Origin of the sequence: Capnocytophaga sp. oral taxon 329 str. F0087 (assembly GCF_000213295.2) — a bacterium.
Taxonomy (GTDB): Bacteria; Bacteroidota; Bacteroidia; order Flavobacteriales; family Flavobacteriaceae; genus Capnocytophaga; species Capnocytophaga leadbetteri_A.
Genome location: NZ_KN389991.1, coordinates 3,374 through 24,385, shown reverse-complemented (window position 1 = coordinate 24,385; position 21,012 = coordinate 3,374). Strand labels below are relative to the sequence as shown.

Here is a 21,012-nt window from a genome sequence, read left to right as displayed (position 1 = left end):
TAATTGTTAATTACTTAAAAATACATTATTTTCTCTCCCACTGAAAAGGGAAAAGATCAGAACGAGTATGCGCCTCGCTCATTATTTTCTTCATTTTCTTCACTATCTTAGGGTATTGCTCTGCAAGGTTATGCTGCTCAGCAGGGTCAGTGCGCAGGTCATATAGTTCTATAGGGGCATCAGGGTTCTTGCTAGCTTGTAGTCGCACGCCTTTCCAGTGCTTATAGCGCACCGCTTGCTTGCCGCCCTCTTCGTGAAACTCCCAATAAAGATATTTATGGGCTTTCTGCTTTTTGCCCAAAAGCGTAGGCAAAAATGACACTTGGTGAGGGGTAGTAGCAAGTTTTTGCCCTGTAATTTCAGCAAAGGTAGGCATCATATCCCAAAAAGCCCCTACGTGGTCAGACACGCTACCGGCTTTCACCTTGCCTTTCCAATACACTATATACGGAGTGCGAATACCACCCTCGTATAGGTCGCGCTTAATACCACGCAAGCCTGCCGATGAGTTAAAGAACTTAGGGTCTGCACCTCCTTCGCGATGCGCCCCATTATCGCTGGCAAAGATGATGATAGTATCGTCTTCCAATCCTTTAGCTTTTAATGCTTTGCGTATTTGCCCTACATACCAATCCAAACGGCTTACCATTGCGGCATAAGTACCATAAGTATCGGGTTGCGACATATAGCCTGCCCATCCAAAAGGCTTATCTGTGATACCGCTATAATCTTGCCCTTTATAGGGGCGTTTAGGCAAATGTTGATACTGCTGATAGATACTATCATTAGGCACTACCAACTCAGCATGCGGTAGAGTGTACGTAAGCCACATAAAAAATGGCTTTTGTGCATTTTGCTTACCTATATAATCCAATATCTTCTCTTGTATAAGGTCTTCAGCATAAACCTCTTGGCGCTCGTAATTGCCATTTTCGGGTATCATCACCTTCTCATTGTCGTGCCACAGATAAGCAGGATAACGGCGATGAGCGCGAAACTGCGAGTTGTAGCCAAAGAAAGTATCAAACCCTTGTTTTAGCGGATTGCCTTCAGAGTCGGGCGTACCTAAGCCCCACTTACCAAAACAACCCGTGCGATAACCCGCTTGTTTAAAAAGTTGGGCAATAGAGGGAGCGCCAGCTAAGATAGGTGCTTGCCCATCTATAGGCTCTCTTACCTCTCTGTTTCCCCTAATATGGGTTTCCCCTGTGGTTTGCCCCGTCATAAACGAAGCGCGCGAAGGGGCACACACAGCCGTACCGGTGTAAAACTGAGTAAACTTCATTCCCTCATTAGCTAACTGACTAAGATGAGGGGTTTTGATAATCTGCTGCCCGTAGGGTTCTATGTCTCCATAGCCCAAATCATCAGCAAGCACAAATATCACATTAGGGTGCTTGGTCTGTGCCATTAGCGGAACAGCAAGCAGTAGCGCAAGTGCGGTAATAATTCTTTTCATATAAGGTTGATATTATTTGTTTTTCTCTTTGTCTAGCAAGGCTTTAAGGGTTGCTACTACATCTGGGTAGTCTTTAGCCACATTGGCAAGCTCCATAGGGTCTTCTTGTAGGTCGTACAAACGCTCTTCGGGGTAGTTGCCCAAATCAGTGCGGGTCAGTGGGTGATAAGCATTGTAGTTGTTAGGCGCTACGTATTTCCAACGCCCTACGGTGATAGAAAGAGAGCCTCCTGATGCTACTATGTAAAGGCGTCCTTTTTTGTCTTTACCTAATAAGGTATTGAGGTAGTCAGCGCTGTCGGTTGCGGCTCCTGCCGGCACAGGCTTGCCTATAAAAGCAGCCAGCGAAGCAAAGAGGTCTATTTGCGAGAAAGCCGCATCGCTAACCCCACGCTTCACTTTTTTAGGATAACTAACGATAAAAGGCACACGTGTACCCGCTTCGTAATTGCTGTACTTACCCCCGTGATTGTGAAATTTACCCCAAGGGCGATGCTTGCCTAAAAGCGCTTCTGCTTGGTCTTGATAGCCGTCATCTATCACTGGGCCATTATCGCTGCAAACGATAAGGAGTGTATTGTCAAAAATCTTATTATCTTTAAGGGCTTTGACTATCTCGCCTATTGTCCAATCGAATTGCAAAATCACATCGCCTCTATAGCCCATACCACTTTTGCCAGCAAAACGCCGATTAGGGTAGCGCGGTACGTGCACATCGTTAGTACCTACGTACAAAAAGAAAGGTTCTTTCTTGTGTTTGTTTATGTATTGCACTGTTTTAGCTACTATAGTATCGGCTATAAACTCATCAGTCCAGAGGGCTTTACCGCCTCCTTTCATATAGCCTATACGCGAAATTCCATTTACAATAGCCTGATTGTGTCCGTGATTGGGCGATGGTTTCAGTTTAGTGAGTAGTTCAGGGTTATTCTTACCAGTAGGTTCTCCCTCAAAAGGCGCGCGATAGCTCACGCTGATAGGTGCTGAAGGGTCATAATTCGCTACCCGCTGATTTTCTATCCACACACAAGGTACGCGGTCAGCAGTGGCAGCCATCAGGTAAGAGTAGTCAAAACCTATATCCGATGCCCCTGGGGTGATAAACCCATTCCAGTCTTGCCCTCCTTTTTCAGCACCTAAACCTAAGTGCCATTTGCCGATAGCCCCCGTGGTGTAGCCCGCTGTTTTAAACAGGTCTGCTATAGTAGTCTGCTCAGGGCGTATCACCATAGCAGCATCGCCATCGGCTATACCCGTATCGTTACGTCGCCAGTTGTAAAGCCCTGTCAGCAACGAATAGCGCGAAGGGGTACAAGTAGCCGCTGTGGTATGAGCGTTAGTGAAGCGCAAGCCTTGCTTAGCCAGCGCATCTACCGCAGGGGTATGAATGGTCTTCTCGCCATAGCAACTCAGGTCGCCATAGCCCAAATCATCAGCGATAACTATAATTACATTGGGTTTTTCAGCCGTTGCTGCAGGTTTCGGAGTTTGAGCAAAAAGCCATAACGGACATAAGAATGTCAATACGTATTTTTTCATAAAAATGAATGTTTGGTTTTCTCGGCAAAAATAAAAAATATTTTTTTAGCAGCAAGTATTCATAAGCGATAATTATTTATTTATAGATAAAAACAATGATAAACCCTTGCTAAATAAGAAGACATAAACTATCTTTGCATATTATTAAACAAAATCCAATAAAATTATGGCATTTACATTACCTAAATTACCGTATGCTTATCAGGCGCTTGAGCCTTATATCGATGCTCGTACTATGGAAATACACCATACTAAGCACCATAATGCTTATACTACTAACCTCAACGCAGCCCTTGCGCCTGCTGGGGTTGAAGGAAAATCTATAGAAGAAATACTACAAAACCTCGATATGAATAACGCAGCCCTACGCAACAATGCGGGCGGGTACTATAACCACAACCTTTTCTGGGAAGTAATGAGTTCTAATGGGGGTGGCAAACCTACAGGCGAGTTAGCTAAGGCTATCGACGAGGCTTTTGGTAGTTTCGAGGGTTTCAAAGAGGCTTTCAGCAAGGCTGCAGCTACTCGTTTCGGTTCTGGCTGGGCTTGGCTATGTGTGCATAAAGGCGGCAAAGTAGAGGTATGCTCTACACCTAATCAAGACAATCCGCTAATGCCTGGTACAGGCTGCAGCGGACAGCCAATATTAGGCTTAGACGTATGGGAACACGCCTATTACCTACACTATCAAAACCGCCGTCCCGACTATATCGAAGCGTTTTTCAACGTTATCAACTGGGAAAAAGTAGCAGCCCTATACGCTGCTGGCAAATAATGATTTTTAAAAAGGGTTAATAAGAAAAAAGTCCGAAAAGCTTTAAATTGCTTTTCGGACTTTTTTTTAATAGCGATAGGTAAGATTCAGATTAAAGTACCTACCGTTTCCTCTTGCATATTCAGCATCGCGAGCTACTAACATCGAAGCGGGAGTGTAATACACTTTATCAGCAAGGTTTTCAACTCCTAAGCCTAAGGAAAAGTGCTTATTAAAAGTATAGCCTGCACTAAACGAGAATAAATCTATAGGAAAAACAATACCCTCTCCTTCGGTATACACTCCCCTATTATTAGGGGCAAAACGGTCTCTACTGCCCGTATGTAGGTAATTCACTTGCAGGTAACTGCTCTCTGTAGGGGTTACTCGCACATAAGCACTTGCTTTAGGGGCAGGAATAGAGATACCGCTCATATAGCCGTCCCAATCTCCGTCTTCAGTAGTTTTTTTCTTCCCTTCAAAAGAAATAAAACTTCCTCCAAGGGTAAGCCACTTTGTAGGGTAAATATCTGCATTTACTTCAAAACCATATACTTTTTGCGGACTTCTATCTACTACCCAAAAACCTCCTTCCTCTTTCAGGTCACTACCGAGTTTCGAGTAAGTATAAAAATAAGACCCACTTAGGTGTACGTATTTAGTCAGCTCTGCATAAGCACCTACTTCATAATTATCTGTCTTAACAGGCTCAGTATTGATTTTAGACAGTACATTAGCTTTGGCTGCACGCAGTGTGCGACCTAAATCAAAAATAGAAAACCCTTGCGAGTAAGAAATAAATGGTTGAAAATACTTGTACTGATTATAAGCAAGCCCTATGTTAGGCGAAAGGTTGTTATAAGTGAGATCACCCCCTTTTACATATACACGAGGGTCTGTTCTACGCCCTCTAAGCACCTCGTAGTTAGGTACTGATACATCTATATAATCATAGCGTACCCCTGCTTTAAGCACGTAATAACGATAAAAAGTAGTTTTGGTTTGCAAGAAAGGAGCTGAGTTATACGAGGTAAGCTCTGGCAACCAATAACGCCCATCTACTAGCGGCTGACTCGTTTTATCAATTAGCATATCGGCTCCGTAGAGTAATTGGGTAAAAATATCATTACTAAAAAGAACCTTAGAAATCAGCTGAGTGCGAATACCGTATTTCGCCCCTTTTACAGTTGCTTGCCCGCTAGTTTCTTCCCAACGTGCAGGCGCACTAGGGTTGTGCTTGCGAAAATCAAAAACAGTATATTGGTGTTGGGTAAAAGCGCTCAGCTCTAAATCAGTGTGTTTGAAGATATTGTTAGAGTTGAATTTCACATAAGCATTGTGGTTATAACGCATTCCCTCATCTTCTGCCGCTGGGTCTTTAGCCCCATACACCCCTATACGTGGGCGTTGTAAATATTTACCTCCTGAAGCTACCAAAGGGGTATGTTGCAAACTCTGATAGAAGTTATACATCGCTTCTACTTTATTGTCTTTATCAAACTGATAACCGAGTTTTAGCAGTCCGTTATAGGTACGCACATCTCCTAAACCATAGCGAGGCGAAATATATTCACCTGTACCATCAATAGCCGACCCTGTTTGGTTTAATGCACCATCTAATAAATACGAAAATCCTTTGTAATTGCCATAAAACTGCTGATTGAAGCGATAACCAAATCCTCTGTTTTCTTTAAAAGAATCTCTTGCTGAAGCTCCTACTGAAGTTTGTCCGCCAAAAGTAGTATTTTCAGGCGTTTTTTTAGTTACAATATTCATTATACCTCCTATAGCACCATTGCCATAGATAGAAGTAGCACCTTTTATTATCTCAATACGTTCTACGGCTGCAGGGTCTATCGAACGAATATCGCGGTCAGTAGCACGCAGTGGGGTAGACTGAGGTATCCCATCAATAAGCACAAGCAATGCCCGACCACGTAGGTTCTGATAGCGGTTATTAGTCGTATTACTCGAAAGCGACATAGCAGGCTCTACCATCCCTATCAAGTGCGACATATCAGGGGCTATTTTGATAAACTGCTGTAGTTTTTTCTTGTCGATAACAGTTACATTAGCCACTGCATCTGTTTTCTTTTCTTTGATGCGGTTAGCCGTAATCACTATTTCATCGAGTGATATAGTATCCTTTTCCGAAGTAGGATACTCATTCTGTGCCATACTAATCGCAGCATATAATACCATAACAGGTAAAATGAATCTTTTCATAAAAATTACACTTAAGTTTTCAGCGCACAAAAGTATAATATTATTTTGAATTATACAAAATAACTTACTTGAAAAACAAAAAAACCGAACAAGTCTCCTCGTTCGGTTTTATATTATTCTACTAATCGACAAATCGCCAAATCTACTAATTGGCTAATTTAACCTTTGCTGCTTTAGCTGCAAGAATCACCGCATTCTTAGCATTTACAATAGTACCTGTAGTCGATAGGTTAGAGAATTTCATCTCTTTGCGTTTGCCTTTCTCGTTCTCCTCACCTACCCATACGTTCATATCTACTTTCACACCTGATTGCATCAATATTTTCTTCACTTGTGCAGCGGTAAGTGTAGGGAAGTACGAACGCAATAAAGCAGCTACACCTGCTACCTCTGGCGATGCCATTGAGGTACCTTGCAAAAACTTATACTTGCTTTCAGGTACAGTCGAATAAATCTTCACCCCTGGTGCAAACACGTCTACATTGTGTTTGCCGTAGTTAGAGAATGAGGCTACCAAATCCTTGTTGTACTCGTAGTTAAGAGCCCCTACGGTTAAGAAGTTGTTAGCAAACTCTTTCTTGTTCACTTCGTCATTAGGATAAGTGTCTTTCACGTCAATATCCTGCGAATCATTACCAGCCGCATTTACGATAAGCACATCTTTAGAAGCCGCGTATTTTATAGCGTCATACACCCATTCTTTGTGAGGCGAAAAAGCTTTACCAAAGCTAGTGTTAATTACTTTAGCACCATTATCTACCGCATAGCGTATAGCAAGAGCGATATCTTTGTCATACTCATCGCCTTCAGGTACTGCGCGTACAGGCATAATAAGCACGCTATTAGCTACCCCGTCCATACCTATACCATTGTTGCGTACAGCAGCTACTATACCCGCTACGTGTGTTCCGTGTAGGGCATCTTTCACATTAGGTCCTACTACGTTGTTATTACCGTAATATTTAGTACTAAAATCGTTCTCATCATCTTTAAGTATTTCCTTTCTAGGGTCAAATTTCTCGTTAAGATGATATTTTAGCTGAGTGTCAAAATGTTCTAATGCTTCAGGTAGTTCTTTCTTAAGTTCTTCTGAAGTAATACCGCCTTTTAAAATATCCTTCATAAAGGCTATTATTTGGGTAGTGCGGTCATCATAAGTCTTTCCTTCAGTAGCTTTTTCTATATCCTCTGTGCTATATACCTCTTTACCTACTATTTTTCTAACAGGTTCATCAGCTATTTCCACCATTTCCATAAGTTGTTCATAGGCTTCTTTTAGCTTTTTAGCCTTTATCATTTCATTTTCGTAGGCTTTTTTAGCAGCGGCATACTCAGGGCTTTTAGTGTCTTTACTGCGGTACACACGGGTCATTTCAGTATTCGTTTGCGATATATTACCCAAAAAGTTCCACCCGTGTACGTCATCTACGTAACCGTTTTTGTCGTCATCTATACCATTGTTAGGTATTTCTTTGGTGTTAGTCCAAATGATATCTTTCAAATCTTCGTGATTGATATCAACACCCGAATCTATAATCCCAACGGTCACTTGGGTAGGTTTAAGCCCTTTTAGCAAAGCATAAGCTTCGTCAAGGTTAATACCTGGGTATCCTGCCTTAAATCCTTGGTGAGGCCAGCCTTTCAGCTGGTCATCAGTATATTTAGTATCGACAGGGGTAAAAGTGGTAGGTGCTTTCTCAAGACCTTTAGTAGAACCACAGCTTACCAATAATGAGGTTGCTAAGGCAACCAATAAAAATGATTTCTTGTTCATCACTGTTTAATTAAAAGTGTTTCTTATTTCAGGCGGCAAAAGTACAAATCATATGCCAAATTCGCAAATTTGATAATTCTCTAATTTGCTAATTAGTCAATTTCGCCAAATAGTCAAAATGCTCCCCTTCCGCTACCAACTCACATTGCAGCCCTACAGCGTGCGCCACATTTTGCAGCGTGTTATAATCTACGTATAGCCACTCAAACGGAGGTTCTTTTTCTCCTTTGTATTTCACTACGTAATCCACTTCGCCGTAATAGTCAAACAAAAGGGGCACATCATAGCTCCCATCAGGATTTTGGTCAAACATATAAATAATGTCCGACGAATCAGTAAGTATCTGCCCATTAGGGGCTAAGAGTGTTTTTAGGTGAGCGTAAAAAGCGCCCATTTTCTTCAGCCTACCGCACATACCCGCTCCGTTCATCAGCAGCAGTATAGTGTCGTACTGCCCTTTCAGGTCAAGCACATTCTGCACTTGGGCGTTGTGCAAGCCGCGCAATCTACACGCTTCTATAGCCTTAGCCGATAGGTCTATACTGCACACCTCTAAGCCGCGCTCGTTTTGTAGATAGAGCCCGTGCGAACCCGCACCGCAACCTACCTCTAACACCCTACCGCGTGCCAACTGTAATGCCTGTTGTTCAAGCGGGGGCATCTCTGCAAACGACCTAAAAAGATACGGTAGCGGCAACACATCTTCTTCTGAAAGGGTTGTCTCTGTTTTAATATCTTCGGTATACGCCCCTTGCTGATAATCTAATATCGCCTGACCAAATAAATCTTTCATTACTTATCCCATTCTAATAGTCTTCTCTCTCCTTCTATCGTCTTGATATCCGTAATATCCTGCGACATCTCTATCACCCCCTTATAGTTCTTATCCTTATCGCGTACCGCAAAATAACGAACGTATATCAACCTACCGCGATAGTTAAACCAAAAATTTGCTTCATTCTGGGTGCCTGCACGGAAGTTTTCTACTATCTTAAGCACTGTACCTACGCTCTTGGGCGGGTGACAGAATTTCACCTCTCTGCCTATGATACCCGCACTGCGAGGGAATACCCGTTCCTCACCGCGATTGTAGAAAATCACACGGTCGTGCTCATCTACAAAAGTAATATCGACAGGCAGTGTTTTTAGCAATAAGTTTACCTGTTCTATGGTCATATAACCCTCGTCATAGTGGGCGGCATTCTCGTCAAAAGTAACGTCGGTACGGCGAGTAGTATCCATCGAGGGGTGTACGTAGGCAGGAGCCTCGCCCTCTTGCTCTTTGTTAGGATAAGGAGCGGGGGTCTCTTTCAGCATCCAGCCGATTTCCTCTTCGCCCTCGCGCATCTTTATCCAATCCTCTTCTGTCAGCAGGTTCAGTGCGTTAGGGAAGAGAATGTTCGCCTCCACATTCAGCAATCTGCCAAGGTTGTCCTCTATATAGCGCACGTTAGTTTGGGCGGCGTCTAAATCCTTATCTTCCAAGTTTTTACGCACTAAGCGGAAGATATCGCGTATCGTATCGTGAAAAGACCACATATTTTGCGAAGGGTTTGTCCATCCGCGCATTTCCAAGAAAGGAAAAAGCTGATTTTCTTTGCGAGCAAAGTGTTTTTCTACGGTACTCAAGTGATTGAACACATTGTAGAATTTCTGATAATCGGTATGAGGGTCGATGCTAAGTAGTTCGTCCATCAGGCTGTAAATAAGCTCAGCCTCAAGCATATAGGTATGCACAGGGTGCCCCGCTGCTAATGTTTGTTCCATAAATTTCATTATTTTTAAGACGCAAAGGTACTAAATAATTAGTTAATTAACAAATTTGCTAATTATCGAGTAGGTTCGCTTATCCTTCGTCACATACTCGGCTGCGCCAGCTCGCCGACTTTCCTTCGCCACATACTCGGCTGCGCCAGCTCGCCGACTTTCCTTCGGTCATCCTTCGGTCATCCTTCAGTCTTCTTCATATTTTAGGGCGTGACATCTGTATTTTATTTTAAACTTTTCACCTCTCTACTCCGCTAATTACCAAATACTTACAAAATATCCTTTACATAGAACTAAAATTTTAACAGTACTATGTATTGCATAATACTATTTTTTACCTATATTTGCACCGAATTTATTAATCACTTTTACTATGGAAGAAATCAACACCGAAAAGATTAAGACCCAAATGCGAAAAGGCATCTTAGAAATGTGTATTCTTTCCGTCATTGATAAAAGCAAAGAAGCCTACGTTTCCGACCTTATCGAAACGATGAAAAACGCCGATATGATTGTTGTCGAAGGCACCCTCTACCCGCTGCTCACCCGACTGAAAAACAGCGGATTGCTCGATTACCAGTGGAAAGAATCCTCTGCAGGGCCACCCCGAAAATACTACGTACTAACCGACAGCGGCAAACTTTTCTTAAGCGAAACCCTAAAAGCTTGGCGCGAATTACAAACTATGATCGACAAAATAATTTAAGAAACTATGGACAAAACCAAAAACATCAGCTTAGGCGGCTTTTCTTTCCTTATCGAAGAGAATGCCTATACCGCACTCAGCCAATACCTCACTGAGGTGCGCCAACACTTACAGCACAACTCTGACCACGACGAAATCATCTTTGATGTAGAACAACGTATGGCCGAACTCCTCAAAGACCGCACTGCCAACCGCGAAGTCATTATGCACCAAGATGTGCTATACCTAATAGAAGTACTCGGAAAACCCGAACAATATGTAGAAGATGAAGAAGCCGACAAGGCTACTAATGCAGCTACTGAAGCCACTGCAAAAGCCTTTTCAACTAACAAACCGCTATACCGCGACATCGACGACTGCAAAATAGGAGGCGTACTATCTGGTATGGCTCATTATTTCAACATTAGTCCTACTATGTTGCGCATCGCCTTTGCAGTGCTTTTTACCATTTTCTTTATGCTTGGCGACTGGGGGTGGTTCTCCCCTATGACTGGCAACAGGTGGTTATTCCCTTTCAATTCCATCAGTTGGGCTATGCTAGCCTTATATATTTTATTTTGGATAATTGTACCTGCTGCCCTTACTACCGCACAGAAGTTAGAGATGCAGGGGGCTGCTGTTACCCTCGATTCGCTTGCTAGCTACAAGAGTAGTAGCACCACCTCTACCGAATGGCACAAGAGTTATAGCGACAAAATATTATGGGGGGTTATCGGCGGACTTGCGCAATACACCTCAGCCAGCAGCACTTGGTTGCGCCTTATCTACCTATTGCTTATCCTCGTTTGCCTTCCTGTCTATGTAGGGATAAGTATTGCACTCATTGTAGCTTACTTAGTGCTAACGCTCCTACTCAAGCCTGAAACGGTAGCACCTTCAGCCGAACCCAACAGCAACCCTACCGCAGCATCGACTTCGGCTGTACCTAAGAGCAACCCAAAACGCGGTTCGCTACTGCTTACCGTTATCCTTGTTATATTAGCCCTGCCTTTGCTTTTCTCCCTTATAGCAGTAATTATGGGCATATTTGGGCTTACCTCTGCCAGTGGGCTCTCGCTCTTGCTCCTCGACGATTACCTACCTTTTATGATAAGTAGCCCTATCGAGCGTTTTGCGCTCTATAGCAGCGTATTCTTGCTGCTATTAGTACCGCTTTCATTGCTTATCCTCGTAGTAGTCAGACTCAGCTACAAGCGTTTCCGAGGCACACGTGTATGGGCTATCCTTACTTTTATAGCCTTCATTGCAGCACTTATAGGCTTAAGCATCAGTGTAGGCAGTACCGCTAAAGAGTTTTTTATTGAGAACAATTTCGAGCGCAAAATAAGTGTTCCTACTACTTCCGACACGCTACACATCAGCATCAAAAGTAAGTACGACAATAGTTTAGTCCTAACTGTCGATGCCGACACTCTCTTAGTGCAATACGAGTCTTACCTACGCGACATCTTGCCCACTAACGAAACCGAACCTTACTTGCTGTGCCGACAAACCGCTAGGGGCAGAACAGGTAGTCAAGCCGCCCAAAACGCTAAGAATATCCGTATCCCCTTAGAAATTAAAGATAACCACATCGCCATACCCGACTATTACGAAATCATTAAGGGCAACACCTATCGTGGTCAGACCGTAAACTACCAGCTGTACCTACCTGTTGGCAAGTATATAAGGAATGCCAAAAGCTACTATAGTCCTTATAACAAAGCTACCTATCGTCTCAAAGAAGACGGTCTCTACCTAATGACCAAAGACTCTCTACAATTAGTAAACTAACCAATTTTATCAATAAAAAAATTAGCCGATTAGCAAATGAAAATATATCATTTACTAATCGGCTAATTATCAAATCGACAAATTGTCAAATCGCCTACTTCACCAACTTGGCTATTTCTTTAAATTTAGGGTGAGCAGCAGTACGCAATACCGAGAAGAGCAACGCTTCAGTGCTGAGCAGTTGTGCGCCAGCATCGCGTAGCATACCGAGGCCTATTTGCTTATTGCTCTCTGTACGAGAGGATACCGCATCAGCGATAACAGTCACTTTATAGCCTGCTGCCAATAGGTCGATAGCGGTTTGGTAGATACATATATGCGTCTCTATACCAATAAGCACCACGTGCTTGCTATCATATTGCCCTAATCTACTAACGAATGCTTCTTCGCCATATGCCGAAAAAGAGGACTTAGTAATAGGGGTTTCACCTACGAGTACCTCAGCTATCTGCGGATGAGTAGCCCCTAATTTATCAGGCATTTGTTCCACCCAAATAAGCGGAATATCAAGTGTTTTGCAGCCTTCAATCACAATGCGACTATTGCGTAGCACCTCTTCCGATTGCTGCACTATCTGCGATAGTTTTCCTTGAATATCAAGAATTACTAATATCATAAGCTACTAATTTACTAATTGGTTATTTTCTTAACCATTATTTTATTGTATAAGTATAAAGATACGGCTGCAAAGACTCCGATACCGAAAATAAGGTACCACATCTTTTCTGGAGTATAGGTCTGCCATAGCATTTCAGTAATTTGCGACTGCGAAAGCCCTAATTTCTGTTCTGCAAGCGCAAAATATTCATTTCTGGTCAATCCTTCAGGCATAGCTATTTGTCTATTAGCCATTTCTGCTTGTAGAAAAGCGTACTTATCCGACCATTTCTCATACAAATCACCAGAAATAAGCCCTGCAAGATAGTTACCCATAGCTACCGGAAGGAAATAGGTACCTTGGTAAAGGGCTTCCTTGCCTTTAGGAGTAATCTGTGCGATAAAAGCCGAAAGCGTAGGGCTTGCAGCCATCTCACCTACTGAGAAAATCATCGTACCGATAATAGTAAACCACACATTGTTAAACATAAAGGTAAGCGTAACCCCTATAGTACCGATAATAGTACCGCGTATCATTGCGCTCACGTGCGTCATCTTAGTCACGAAGTAAGACACCACTACCTGAAAGAAGATAATCATCAGCGAGTCTATATTCACAAACCATTCAGCTTTTACCTGTCCGTTTTCAGTCAGCATAGTGCCCAAAAATGGCAAGTGCTGATTTATCCACTGACTCATTGCCGAAGAGTCTACCCAATCTTGTATAAAGTTAGGCAAGGTGTAGAAAAGCTGATTAAACATCGTCCAAAAGCCGACCATTAGTATAAGCAATATAGTCAAACGACTATCGCGCAATGCTTCTATAATGTGCAATACCGATTCTTTTATTTCAGTAAGAAGAGGCTTGCTATCGCGCTGTGCCATTTTAGGTTCTTTGTAGAAGAACAGCACCACCAATAGGTTGATAATCATCACCACAGCTGCCTGTACAAAGATAATGCGCCAGCCTAACATAGTGCGTAATGATGACGACATAGCCGGACCTATAAAGCCTCCTATATTCACCATCATATAGAAGATACCAAAGCCCAAAGTGCTGGTAGTATCATCTGTATTCCGAGCTACAGTTCCGTTGATAACGGGTTTAAAAAAGCCCCCTCCTATAGCGGCAAAAAGGAAAACCATATACATCGACCAATAGGTATTAACCTCACCCATTAGGTAGTAACCTACTGCCATAATAAGGCACGAGATAGTCAGTGAAAGTTTATACCCTATACGGTCAGCAATCACCCCAAACACCAGCGGCAAAAAGTATTGTATAGCCGTCACGTTGCCTATGATACTTCCTTTTTCAGAGTGCGAAAGTCCAAGACCTCCCTCATCAGTCGAAGCTACCAAGTACAAAGGCAAAAGGGTAAAAATACCATAAAAGCCCCAACGCTCCATCAGCTGTAGGAAACTCGCCACCCAGAAGTTAGGCGAAAAAGTTTTGAGGGTTTGCAATAACGATTTTTTATTTGCTGTCATTATGATAAAATGTTTAGTAATTTCAAAAACAGGGGCAAAAATAGTACCTTTTTTCAAAGAAACAAAAACCATAACCCCAATTGTATCAAAGGAATAAACAAATGTTATATTTGTAACATCTCATTGGCTAATTTCCTAATTGACTAATCTACTAATTTGCTAATTTTCTAATTATTTTCGTATTTTTGCATCGCATTACCATTTTTTGAAACTGCATTATGAACGACGATTTGCTCTATCTTATTGCGCTGAAGAAAATCCCTTTAGTAGGCGACATCACTGCCCGAAAGCTACTCACGCACTTTGGCAGTGCTCAACGCATCTTTGCTCAAAGCAGAGAAAAACTCGAAAAACTCATCGGCATAGGCTCTAAAATAGCTGATAACGTCCTGCATAGTGCCACTTATCTGCACGAAGCTGAGGCTGAACTCACTTTTGCCGAGCAGCATCACATACAGGTGATTGCCTATACTGACCCTCAGTACCCTACCCTACTGAAGCAATGCCCCGACAGCCCTATTCTCTTTTACCAAAAGGGAAACATACAGCTGTCTAACAAACGCATCATCAGTATCGTAGGCACTCGCAATAGCACCCCTTATGGCAATGCTTTTTGCGAAAAGCTCATCGAAGAGTTAGCTCCCTTAGGAGTGGTAGTGGTCAGCGGCTTTGCTTATGGTATTGATATCACTGCTCACAAGGCAGCTATGAAGCACCACCTACAAACGGTAGCTTGTTTAGCACACGGACTCAATTTCATCTATCCGCCTGCCCACAGCAAGTATGTAGAGGCAATGACCGAAAACGGCGGTTTCATCACCGACTTTGGCTATTTGAGTGCTTTCGACCGCAAGAACTTCCTAAGCCGCAACCGCATTATTGCAGGGCTATCGCAGGCTACTATAGTAATTGAGTCGGGTAAGAAAGGCGGCAGCTTAGTCACTACCGATATAGCTTCTTCTTATGGGCGCGAGGTCTTCGCCGTCCCTGGTAGGGTAACCGACCCCTATAGTATAGGTTGCAACGAACTGATACACAGCGGCAAAGGCAACATATTGCTATCAGCACAAGACCTCATCAATACTTTGGGCTGGCACAACACCCCGCCAAAGGAAGTACAACAGGAACTATTTCCTACCTACACCCCCGAAGAAGTGCCGGTAATAGAGCAATTGAAGAAAAACGGCAAGATGTCTTTAGACAGTCTATCGCTTGCCTGCCAAATACCCGTGTACCAGCTCTCTAACCTCCTTTTTCAAATGGAACTCAAAGGCTACGTACACCCCCTACCTGGCAAAATGTTCGAGATAATCTAATTTCTTTTCTTTTTTTTGACGCGAAAAATCATACATATCGATATGGACGCCTTCTACGCTTCAGTAGAGCAACTCGACTTCCCCTATTTGCGTGGCAAAGCCATTGCGGTAGGCGGAGGCGAAGCGCGCGGAGTGGTCGCAACGGCCAGCTACGAGGCGCGTCAGTATGGGGTGCATAGCGCTATGAGCGGTGTATTAGCGCGCAAACGCTGTCCCCACCTCATCTTTGTACCCCCACGCTTCGAGCGGTACAAAGAAATATCAAGACACATTCGCAGTATCTTCCATCGTTATACCGACTTAGTAGAGCCCCTTTCGTTAGACGAGGCGTATTTAGACGTCACCCATAACAAAGTGGGCAACCCCTCAGCTACTCTCATCGCCCAAGAGATAAGGCAAGCCATTTTTGCTGAAACAGGACTCACTGCTTCCGCAGGTATCTCCATCAATAAGTTTATTGCCAAAATAGCCAGCGATGTCAATAAGCCCAACGGACAGAAAACCGTCACCCAAGACGAAATACAAGATTTTTTAGACGCGCTTAATGTCAAGAAGTTTTATGGCATTGGCAAGGTAACAGCCGAAAAGATGTATGCTTTAGGTGTTTTCACAGGCAAAGACCTACGCCAGAAGTCATTGGCATTCCTCGAAAGAAATTTCGGCAATAGCGGCAAGCATTACTACCAGCTGGCGCGCGGCATTCACAACGGCGAGGTACAGCCTTTCAGAATACGCAAGTCAGTAGGGGCAGAACAGACTTTTGCCGAAAACCTCACCAGCGAAATCTATATGCTAAAAGAGTTAGATAGCATAGCCAGCGAGGTAGCGATGCGTTTAGCACAGCAAAAGGTAGCCGGCAAAACCCTCACTATAAAGATAAAGTACAGCGATTTTAGCATACAAACGCGCAGCAAAACCCTAAAGGATTATATCAGCTCAAAGGAAGAAATAATGCTGTACATCAGCGAATTGCTATACCAAGACCGCCTATCCGACTCCGTGCGTCTATTGGGTATTTCATTGTCGCACCTCAACAACGACCCCGACAAGACCGTCCCTCCTACCCCACAATATATACAGCTAAAACTGCAATTCCCCGATTAGAGAGGTTATCACACATAACTCATTATCCACTGATAAAGATGGGTTACCACCGACCATAAGAACACAATCAGATAATAAATAGCCATTCCTAAAACCACGAGCCATATAGTAGTAGAGACCGCCCTTCGCTTCACTTTTTTAACGATATTCGGGTCATCATTCACAAAGCCCTCTATCAAAATCGTATTTTCTCGGTAAGATTTATAGAATATATCAAGCACAATCCCCGCATAAGGAATCAGCCCTACAAAAATATCTATAAACACATTGCGCAAGAGCGTCATTGTAAGGGCATACGATCTAATCTTAAAAATCGAAATATAGAAAAACGAAGCATTAAACAGCTGCGGCACAACGTCGCCCACCACCGGTACCAAACCCAGTATAGGGTCTAAATAATAGTCGTCCATCACCTTAGTAGCCGTTTTCATAGCCCTATAGCTTCTACTCTGCTCCATACGCAGCTTGCGCTGAGCTTTCTTCAGCAGTCTTTGTTCCTCTTTTAAAGATGTATCCATAGTATCTATTACTTTTTCCGTTATTTTTCTGTTACGTTTCTGTTACTTCTACGCCGCAAAGTTCCAACACTTTTTCCACATAACCAAATACTTGTCGCAGTATGATACAGAGCCTTTGAGATATATGCTATACGTTGGACAACAGAAATCTTTTTTAAAGAAGCCAAACAATACTTAGGTTTAGGTAAGTGTCAATCTGTAGACTTTGATGCTCAGACAGCCTCTACATCAATTGTGATGTTAGAATACAGCTTACTCTCGTTAGCCAAAAAAGAGCTTGAATATCAGACTATTGGAGGAATATTGAAAAGATACGCCTACCTTAGATGAACGTATATTACTTATTATCAAAGAATTAGTTCTTGATTTAGCAGAGATTCTTGAGATACCTTTTGAAGAACTAATAACAAAAATAATATCTGAAAATAAGCAACTTATGAAATGGATTAATTTGAATCCCTTATCTGAAGCTGCTTAGAACAACTTGCGAAACTTAAATAAGCAAATTAACCTTTATTTCAATTGCATTACACGACTTAAAAGCAGAGGTAAACCTGTATTTTTGATATTATCATTATTCCAAAAGCTCATCACACAAGCAATAGGGCGATTGCGCACCACTTGGGCTACATAGTACACCGTAAGTGTTTTAGCGCCCGACATCCCTGCTAAAGCTGACGCAACTCCCTTGATGTCAAACACTACTCTCTTAGCTTTGGTGGGTACCTCTTCAAAAAGTACCTCAACTTCTTCCTCTTCTATAGGTTTCAACATTTTGCGTTGTTTGTTGGCTGCAAACTGGTCGGCTACAGCTTGTTGAGCGTCTTCCAAAGTGCGATATACTCCCCAATTCATTTCGCCGTTGTACGGACATTGCACTATGTTGATACCCGTGAAATAACAGTCGTCTAAAATTGAGATTTTTCGTCCTGCAAAATCAATACTTCTGGCATCGGTAGGGGCAAATAATTCCTGAGGGATTTTATTTTCAACAATGAGGTTTACTAAGGATTCTTCTACCTCAACCTCTCTGTCTCTCAGTTTTGAAAACCAAACAAGGGAAATAGTATTCGCTGGACTTTTCACAAAATAAAGAGACTCTACATACTCCTCTTTATCTCTATTAACCAAATAGTTATCAGTGTGTATGCGAGGGTTAGGCTGCGCGTCTTGCGCATTAATTTTCAATTTTCGGTAGGCTTTCTTAAAGCCTTTTTCATCAAAAGGAAGTTTCAAATCCTCATTGGTAATGATATAACCATCGATAGCATAAAATTCTCTATCGCCGTTCTTGATTGCTGAAAGACGGTCTAACAAGGGCAATTCTTGTGCATAGGTAGCCCACAAAAAACTACCAAAGAAAAATAGAATATAATATTTCATAATTAACAAGTTACGTTATTCAGAGGACAAAAATAAATAAAAACGCTCTCTTTTGCAAATAAAACTATAGATTTATAAAAAAAATCTATAACTAAAACACTCTCAATCATTTTTTTTATAGCATCTTTGCTAAAATTATTAAATCTCGGATTAACATTGAAAATAATGCAATTATATCTTCAATACAGAATGGATACAGAAAGAATATAGGAACAATATAGAAAGACTCAAAAAATAGCATTATCAAATCAGCAACAAAAACACCAAAACATTACGAATAATGCAATAACTACAAAAAAAATAAATACCAAATTATCTTACTAAAAAACATCTCTCCTTTCCAAAATATTACTATTTTTGCAAAAACAAAAAACCTTTATATGAATAATATTGTTTTCAACTTCCTTACTGAGCTCGCTAAAAATAACCACAAAGAATGGTTTGACGCTCACAAAAACGACTACGAGGCAGCTAAAGCAGCCGTTAATACCGTATGCGAGACTATTTATAACGAAATAGCCCTACACGACACGCTTTCGCCTATGAAAATATACCGCATCTACCGCGATTTGCGTTTCTCTAAAGACAAAACTCCCTACAAAACCCACTTCGGTTGCTATTTCCAACGCAAACAACCTCATTACCGCGGTGGTTATTACATCCATATCAGTCCCGAAGAGAGTTTTGTAGGCGGAGGCTTCTTCAATCCTAACAAAGAAGACTTGCTGCGTATCCGCCAAGAGATTTCATTAGATGGCGACACTTTTGCCCAAATAATGCAACACCCAGAGGTAGTAGCCCAATTTGGCGGCAAACTATGGGGCGATGAGGTAAAAACTGCCCCTAAAGGCTTCGAGAAAGACGACCCAATGCTCGACTATCTACGCAAAAAGCAGTTCCTCCTCAAACACGATTTCACCCCTGCGGAAGTCCTCTCCCCCGACTTCACAGCCAAAGCCATCAGCAGCCTAAAGGCTATGCGTCCCTTCTTCGATTTTATGACCGGTGCCCTGACCACCGACCTCAACGGAGAACCCCTTTTCTAAAGTAACATTTGTTAATTGCTAATTATCAATAGTTTTGTATCTTTGCACCCTCAAAATTAGTAACTAAACCTTTTATGGCAAAAGAAATAGACGAAAGCAAGCAAGGACAAAGCCTTGTACTTACCGCCGACAGCACCAATACCAAGAAATTATATATCGAAAGCTATGGCTGCCAGATGAACTTTTCTGACAGCGAAATAGTGGCTTCTATCCTTTCGAAAGTGGGCTACAACACCACCGATAGCGTAGATGATGCCGACTTAGTACTTATCAACACCTGCTCAGTTCGCGATAAAGCCGAGCAGACTATCCGCAAGCGTTTAGAGCAGTTCAATGTGTATAAACGCAAAAAACCGGCTATGAAAGTGGGCGTGTTGGGTTGTATGGCCGAAAGGGTAAAACACGCTTTCCTCGAAGAAGAAAAAATAGTAGATATGGTCGTAGGACCCGATGCTTATAAAGACCTGCCTAACCTTTTGGAGGAAGTAGAAGGCGGTCGCGAGGCGGTAAATGTTATCCTCTCTAAAGACGAAACCTATGCCGACATTGCTCCTATACGCCTCAACAGCAATGGGGTTACTGCCTTTGTATCTATCACACGCGGTTGCGATAATATGTGTACTTTCTGCATCGTGCCTTTCACTCGCGGACGTGAGCGCAGTCGTGACCCTTTCTCTATCATCAATGAAATAGGCGACCTACAAGCGCGTGGTTTTAAAGAAGTTACCCTACTGGGGCAAAACGTAGATAGCTACTTGTGGTATGGCGGCGGACTGAAAAAAGATTTTAGCAAGGCTACCGAAATGCAGCAGGCTACAGCCATCAACTTTGCCAAGCTACTCGATATGGTAGCCACCGCTTATCCCAAGATGCGCATTCGCTTCTCTACCTCTAACCCTCAAGATATGACTTTTGAGGTTATTGACACTATGGCGAAGCATCACAACATCTGCAAATACATACACCTGCCTGTACAGAGCGGCAGCAATCGCATACTCAAGGCGATGAACCGTATGCATACCCGCGAAGAGTATTTCGCGCTAATAGACGGCATACGCCAGCGCATACCGGATTGTGCTATCTCTCAAGATATGATTACCGGTTTCCCTACTGAAACAGAAGAAGACCACCGCGATACTCTTTCGCTAATGGAGTATGTAAAATACGATTTTGGGTTTATGTTTGCCTACTCCGAGCGACCTGGTACTTTAGCGGCGCGCAAGATAGTAGATGATGTACCTGAGGAAGTGAAGAAACGTCGTTTAACCGAAATCATCGACCTACAGCAGGCACACAGCCTCTATCGCACCCAAGCACAGGTAGGCAATACCGTAGAGGTACTCATAGAGGGTAATTCTAAGAAGTCAGACCAAGAATGGATGGGGCGCAACAGTCAGAATACTGTGGTTGTATTCCCCAAGGAAGACTACAAAATCGGCGATTTCGTAATGGTAAAAATCACTGATTGCACTTCTACTACCCTCATCGGAAAAGCTGTAGGCTACAGCGAGTATTTCAATTAGTCGATTTGGCAATTAGTCAATTTGCCAATACTAAAA

17 protein-coding genes are annotated in these 21,012 nt (G+C 42.6%); 7 read left to right on the top strand and 10 right to left on the bottom strand.

All coding sequences use genetic code 11. The features are described from left to right. Window positions 1-25 precede the first annotated feature (25 nt). Both HMPREF9074_RS03285 and HMPREF9074_RS03280 read right to left on the bottom strand, forming a co-directional pair. A complete protein-coding gene (locus tag HMPREF9074_RS03285; protein ID WP_009390531.1) occupies window positions 26-1,459 on the bottom strand; it encodes an arylsulfatase in 1,434 nt (477 codons plus the stop codon). A 12-nt stretch (window positions 1,460-1,471) separates the two neighbouring features. After that, a complete protein-coding gene (locus HMPREF9074_RS03280) occupies window positions 1,472-2,998 on the bottom strand; it encodes a sulfatase-like hydrolase/transferase (protein WP_009390532.1) in 1,527 nt (508 codons plus the stop codon). Between the two features lie 166 nt (window positions 2,999-3,164). On the opposite strand from HMPREF9074_RS03280, the gene HMPREF9074_RS03275 reads away from it, so the two are divergent. Then, window positions 3,165-3,773: a superoxide dismutase gene (locus HMPREF9074_RS03275; protein WP_009390533.1), complete on the top strand. Its 609-nt coding sequence runs from the start codon at window positions 3,165-3,167 to the stop codon at window positions 3,771-3,773. 66 nt (window positions 3,774-3,839) lie between these two features. Here the strand turns inward: HMPREF9074_RS03275 and HMPREF9074_RS03270 are convergent, their stop codons facing one another. From HMPREF9074_RS03270 to HMPREF9074_RS03255, 4 genes are all read right to left on the bottom strand, one after another. Then, on the bottom strand, window positions 3,840-5,978 hold the full coding sequence (locus HMPREF9074_RS03270; RefSeq protein ID WP_009390534.1) for a TonB-dependent receptor: 2,139 nt from the start codon (window positions 5,976-5,978) through the stop codon (window positions 3,840-3,842). A 145-nt stretch (window positions 5,979-6,123) separates the two neighbouring features. Then, the gene (locus tag HMPREF9074_RS03265) at window positions 6,124-7,752 is read right to left on the bottom strand and encodes a S8 family peptidase (protein WP_009390535.1); all 1,629 of its coding nucleotides are present in this window, start codon (window positions 7,750-7,752) and stop codon (window positions 6,124-6,126) included. Between the two features lie 88 nt (window positions 7,753-7,840). Then, window positions 7,841-8,545, bottom strand: coding sequence for a class I SAM-dependent methyltransferase (locus HMPREF9074_RS03260; RefSeq protein ID WP_009390539.1), 705 nt, complete (start codon window positions 8,543-8,545; stop codon window positions 7,841-7,843). Next, window positions 8,545-9,519: a DUF438 domain-containing protein gene (locus HMPREF9074_RS03255; protein ID WP_034539670.1), complete on the bottom strand. Its 975-nt coding sequence runs from the start codon at window positions 9,517-9,519 to the stop codon at window positions 8,545-8,547. The genes HMPREF9074_RS03260 and HMPREF9074_RS03255 overlap by 1 nt, the downstream gene beginning before the upstream one ends. 373 nt (window positions 9,520-9,892) lie before the next feature. On the opposite strand from HMPREF9074_RS03255, the gene HMPREF9074_RS03250 reads away from it, so the two are divergent. Together HMPREF9074_RS03250 and HMPREF9074_RS03245 are read left to right on the top strand one after the other, a co-directional pair. Beyond that, window positions 9,893-10,225, top strand: coding sequence for a PadR family transcriptional regulator (locus HMPREF9074_RS03250; protein ID WP_009390543.1), 333 nt, complete (start codon window positions 9,893-9,895; stop codon window positions 10,223-10,225). A 6-nt stretch (window positions 10,226-10,231) separates the two neighbouring features. Further along, complete coding sequence (locus HMPREF9074_RS03245) at window positions 10,232-11,998, top strand: PspC domain-containing protein (RefSeq protein ID WP_009390545.1); 1,767 nt, start codon at window positions 10,232-10,234, stop codon at window positions 11,996-11,998. 94 nt (window positions 11,999-12,092) lie between these two features. On the opposite strand, the gene HMPREF9074_RS03240 is transcribed toward HMPREF9074_RS03245, so the two are convergent. Next, the gene (locus HMPREF9074_RS03240) at window positions 12,093-12,614 is read right to left on the bottom strand and encodes an isochorismatase family protein (RefSeq protein ID WP_009390547.1); all 522 of its coding nucleotides are present in this window, start codon (window positions 12,612-12,614) and stop codon (window positions 12,093-12,095) included. Between the two features lie 14 nt (window positions 12,615-12,628). Beyond that, window positions 12,629-14,086 carry an MFS transporter gene (locus tag HMPREF9074_RS03235; protein WP_034539685.1) on the bottom strand — a complete coding sequence of 486 codons (1,458 nt, stop codon included), beginning with the start codon at window positions 14,084-14,086 and terminating at the stop codon, window positions 12,629-12,631. Between the two features lie 218 nt (window positions 14,087-14,304). Between HMPREF9074_RS03235 and dprA the strand changes: the two genes are divergently transcribed. Together dprA and dinB are read left to right on the top strand one after the other, a co-directional pair. Next, complete coding sequence (dprA, locus tag HMPREF9074_RS03230; protein ID WP_009390549.1) at window positions 14,305-15,402, top strand: DNA-processing protein DprA; 1,098 nt, start codon at window positions 14,305-14,307, stop codon at window positions 15,400-15,402. Between the two features lie 15 nt (window positions 15,403-15,417). Beyond that, complete coding sequence (dinB, locus tag HMPREF9074_RS03225) at window positions 15,418-16,506, top strand: DNA polymerase IV (RefSeq protein ID WP_084063415.1); 1,089 nt, start codon at window positions 15,418-15,420, stop codon at window positions 16,504-16,506. Between the two features lie 8 nt (window positions 16,507-16,514). Here dinB and HMPREF9074_RS03220 read toward each other — a convergent pair whose 3' ends face one another. Together HMPREF9074_RS03220 and HMPREF9074_RS03215 are read right to left on the bottom strand one after the other, a co-directional pair. Continuing rightward, entirely contained in the window at window positions 16,515-17,024 is a 510-nt protein-coding gene (locus tag HMPREF9074_RS03220; protein ID WP_009390552.1) for a DUF4112 domain-containing protein, read from the bottom strand. A 513-nt stretch (window positions 17,025-17,537) separates the two neighbouring features. After that, window positions 17,538-18,407 carry a hypothetical protein gene (locus tag HMPREF9074_RS03215; RefSeq protein ID WP_009390554.1) on the bottom strand — a complete coding sequence of 290 codons (870 nt, stop codon included), beginning with the start codon at window positions 18,405-18,407 and terminating at the stop codon, window positions 17,538-17,540. A gap of 389 nt (window positions 18,408-18,796) precedes the next feature. On the opposite strand from HMPREF9074_RS03215, the gene HMPREF9074_RS03210 reads away from it, so the two are divergent. Then, window positions 18,797-19,453 (top strand): DUF2461 domain-containing protein, encoded by a 657-nt coding sequence (locus HMPREF9074_RS03210; RefSeq protein ID WP_034539683.1) that lies wholly within the window; start codon window positions 18,797-18,799, stop codon window positions 19,451-19,453. Between the two features lie 74 nt (window positions 19,454-19,527). Then, window positions 19,528-20,976: a tRNA (N6-isopentenyl adenosine(37)-C2)-methylthiotransferase MiaB gene (gene miaB / locus HMPREF9074_RS03205; protein WP_009390557.1), complete on the top strand. Its 1,449-nt coding sequence runs from the start codon at window positions 19,528-19,530 to the stop codon at window positions 20,974-20,976. The last annotated feature ends 36 nt before the right edge of the window (window positions 20,977-21,012 follow it).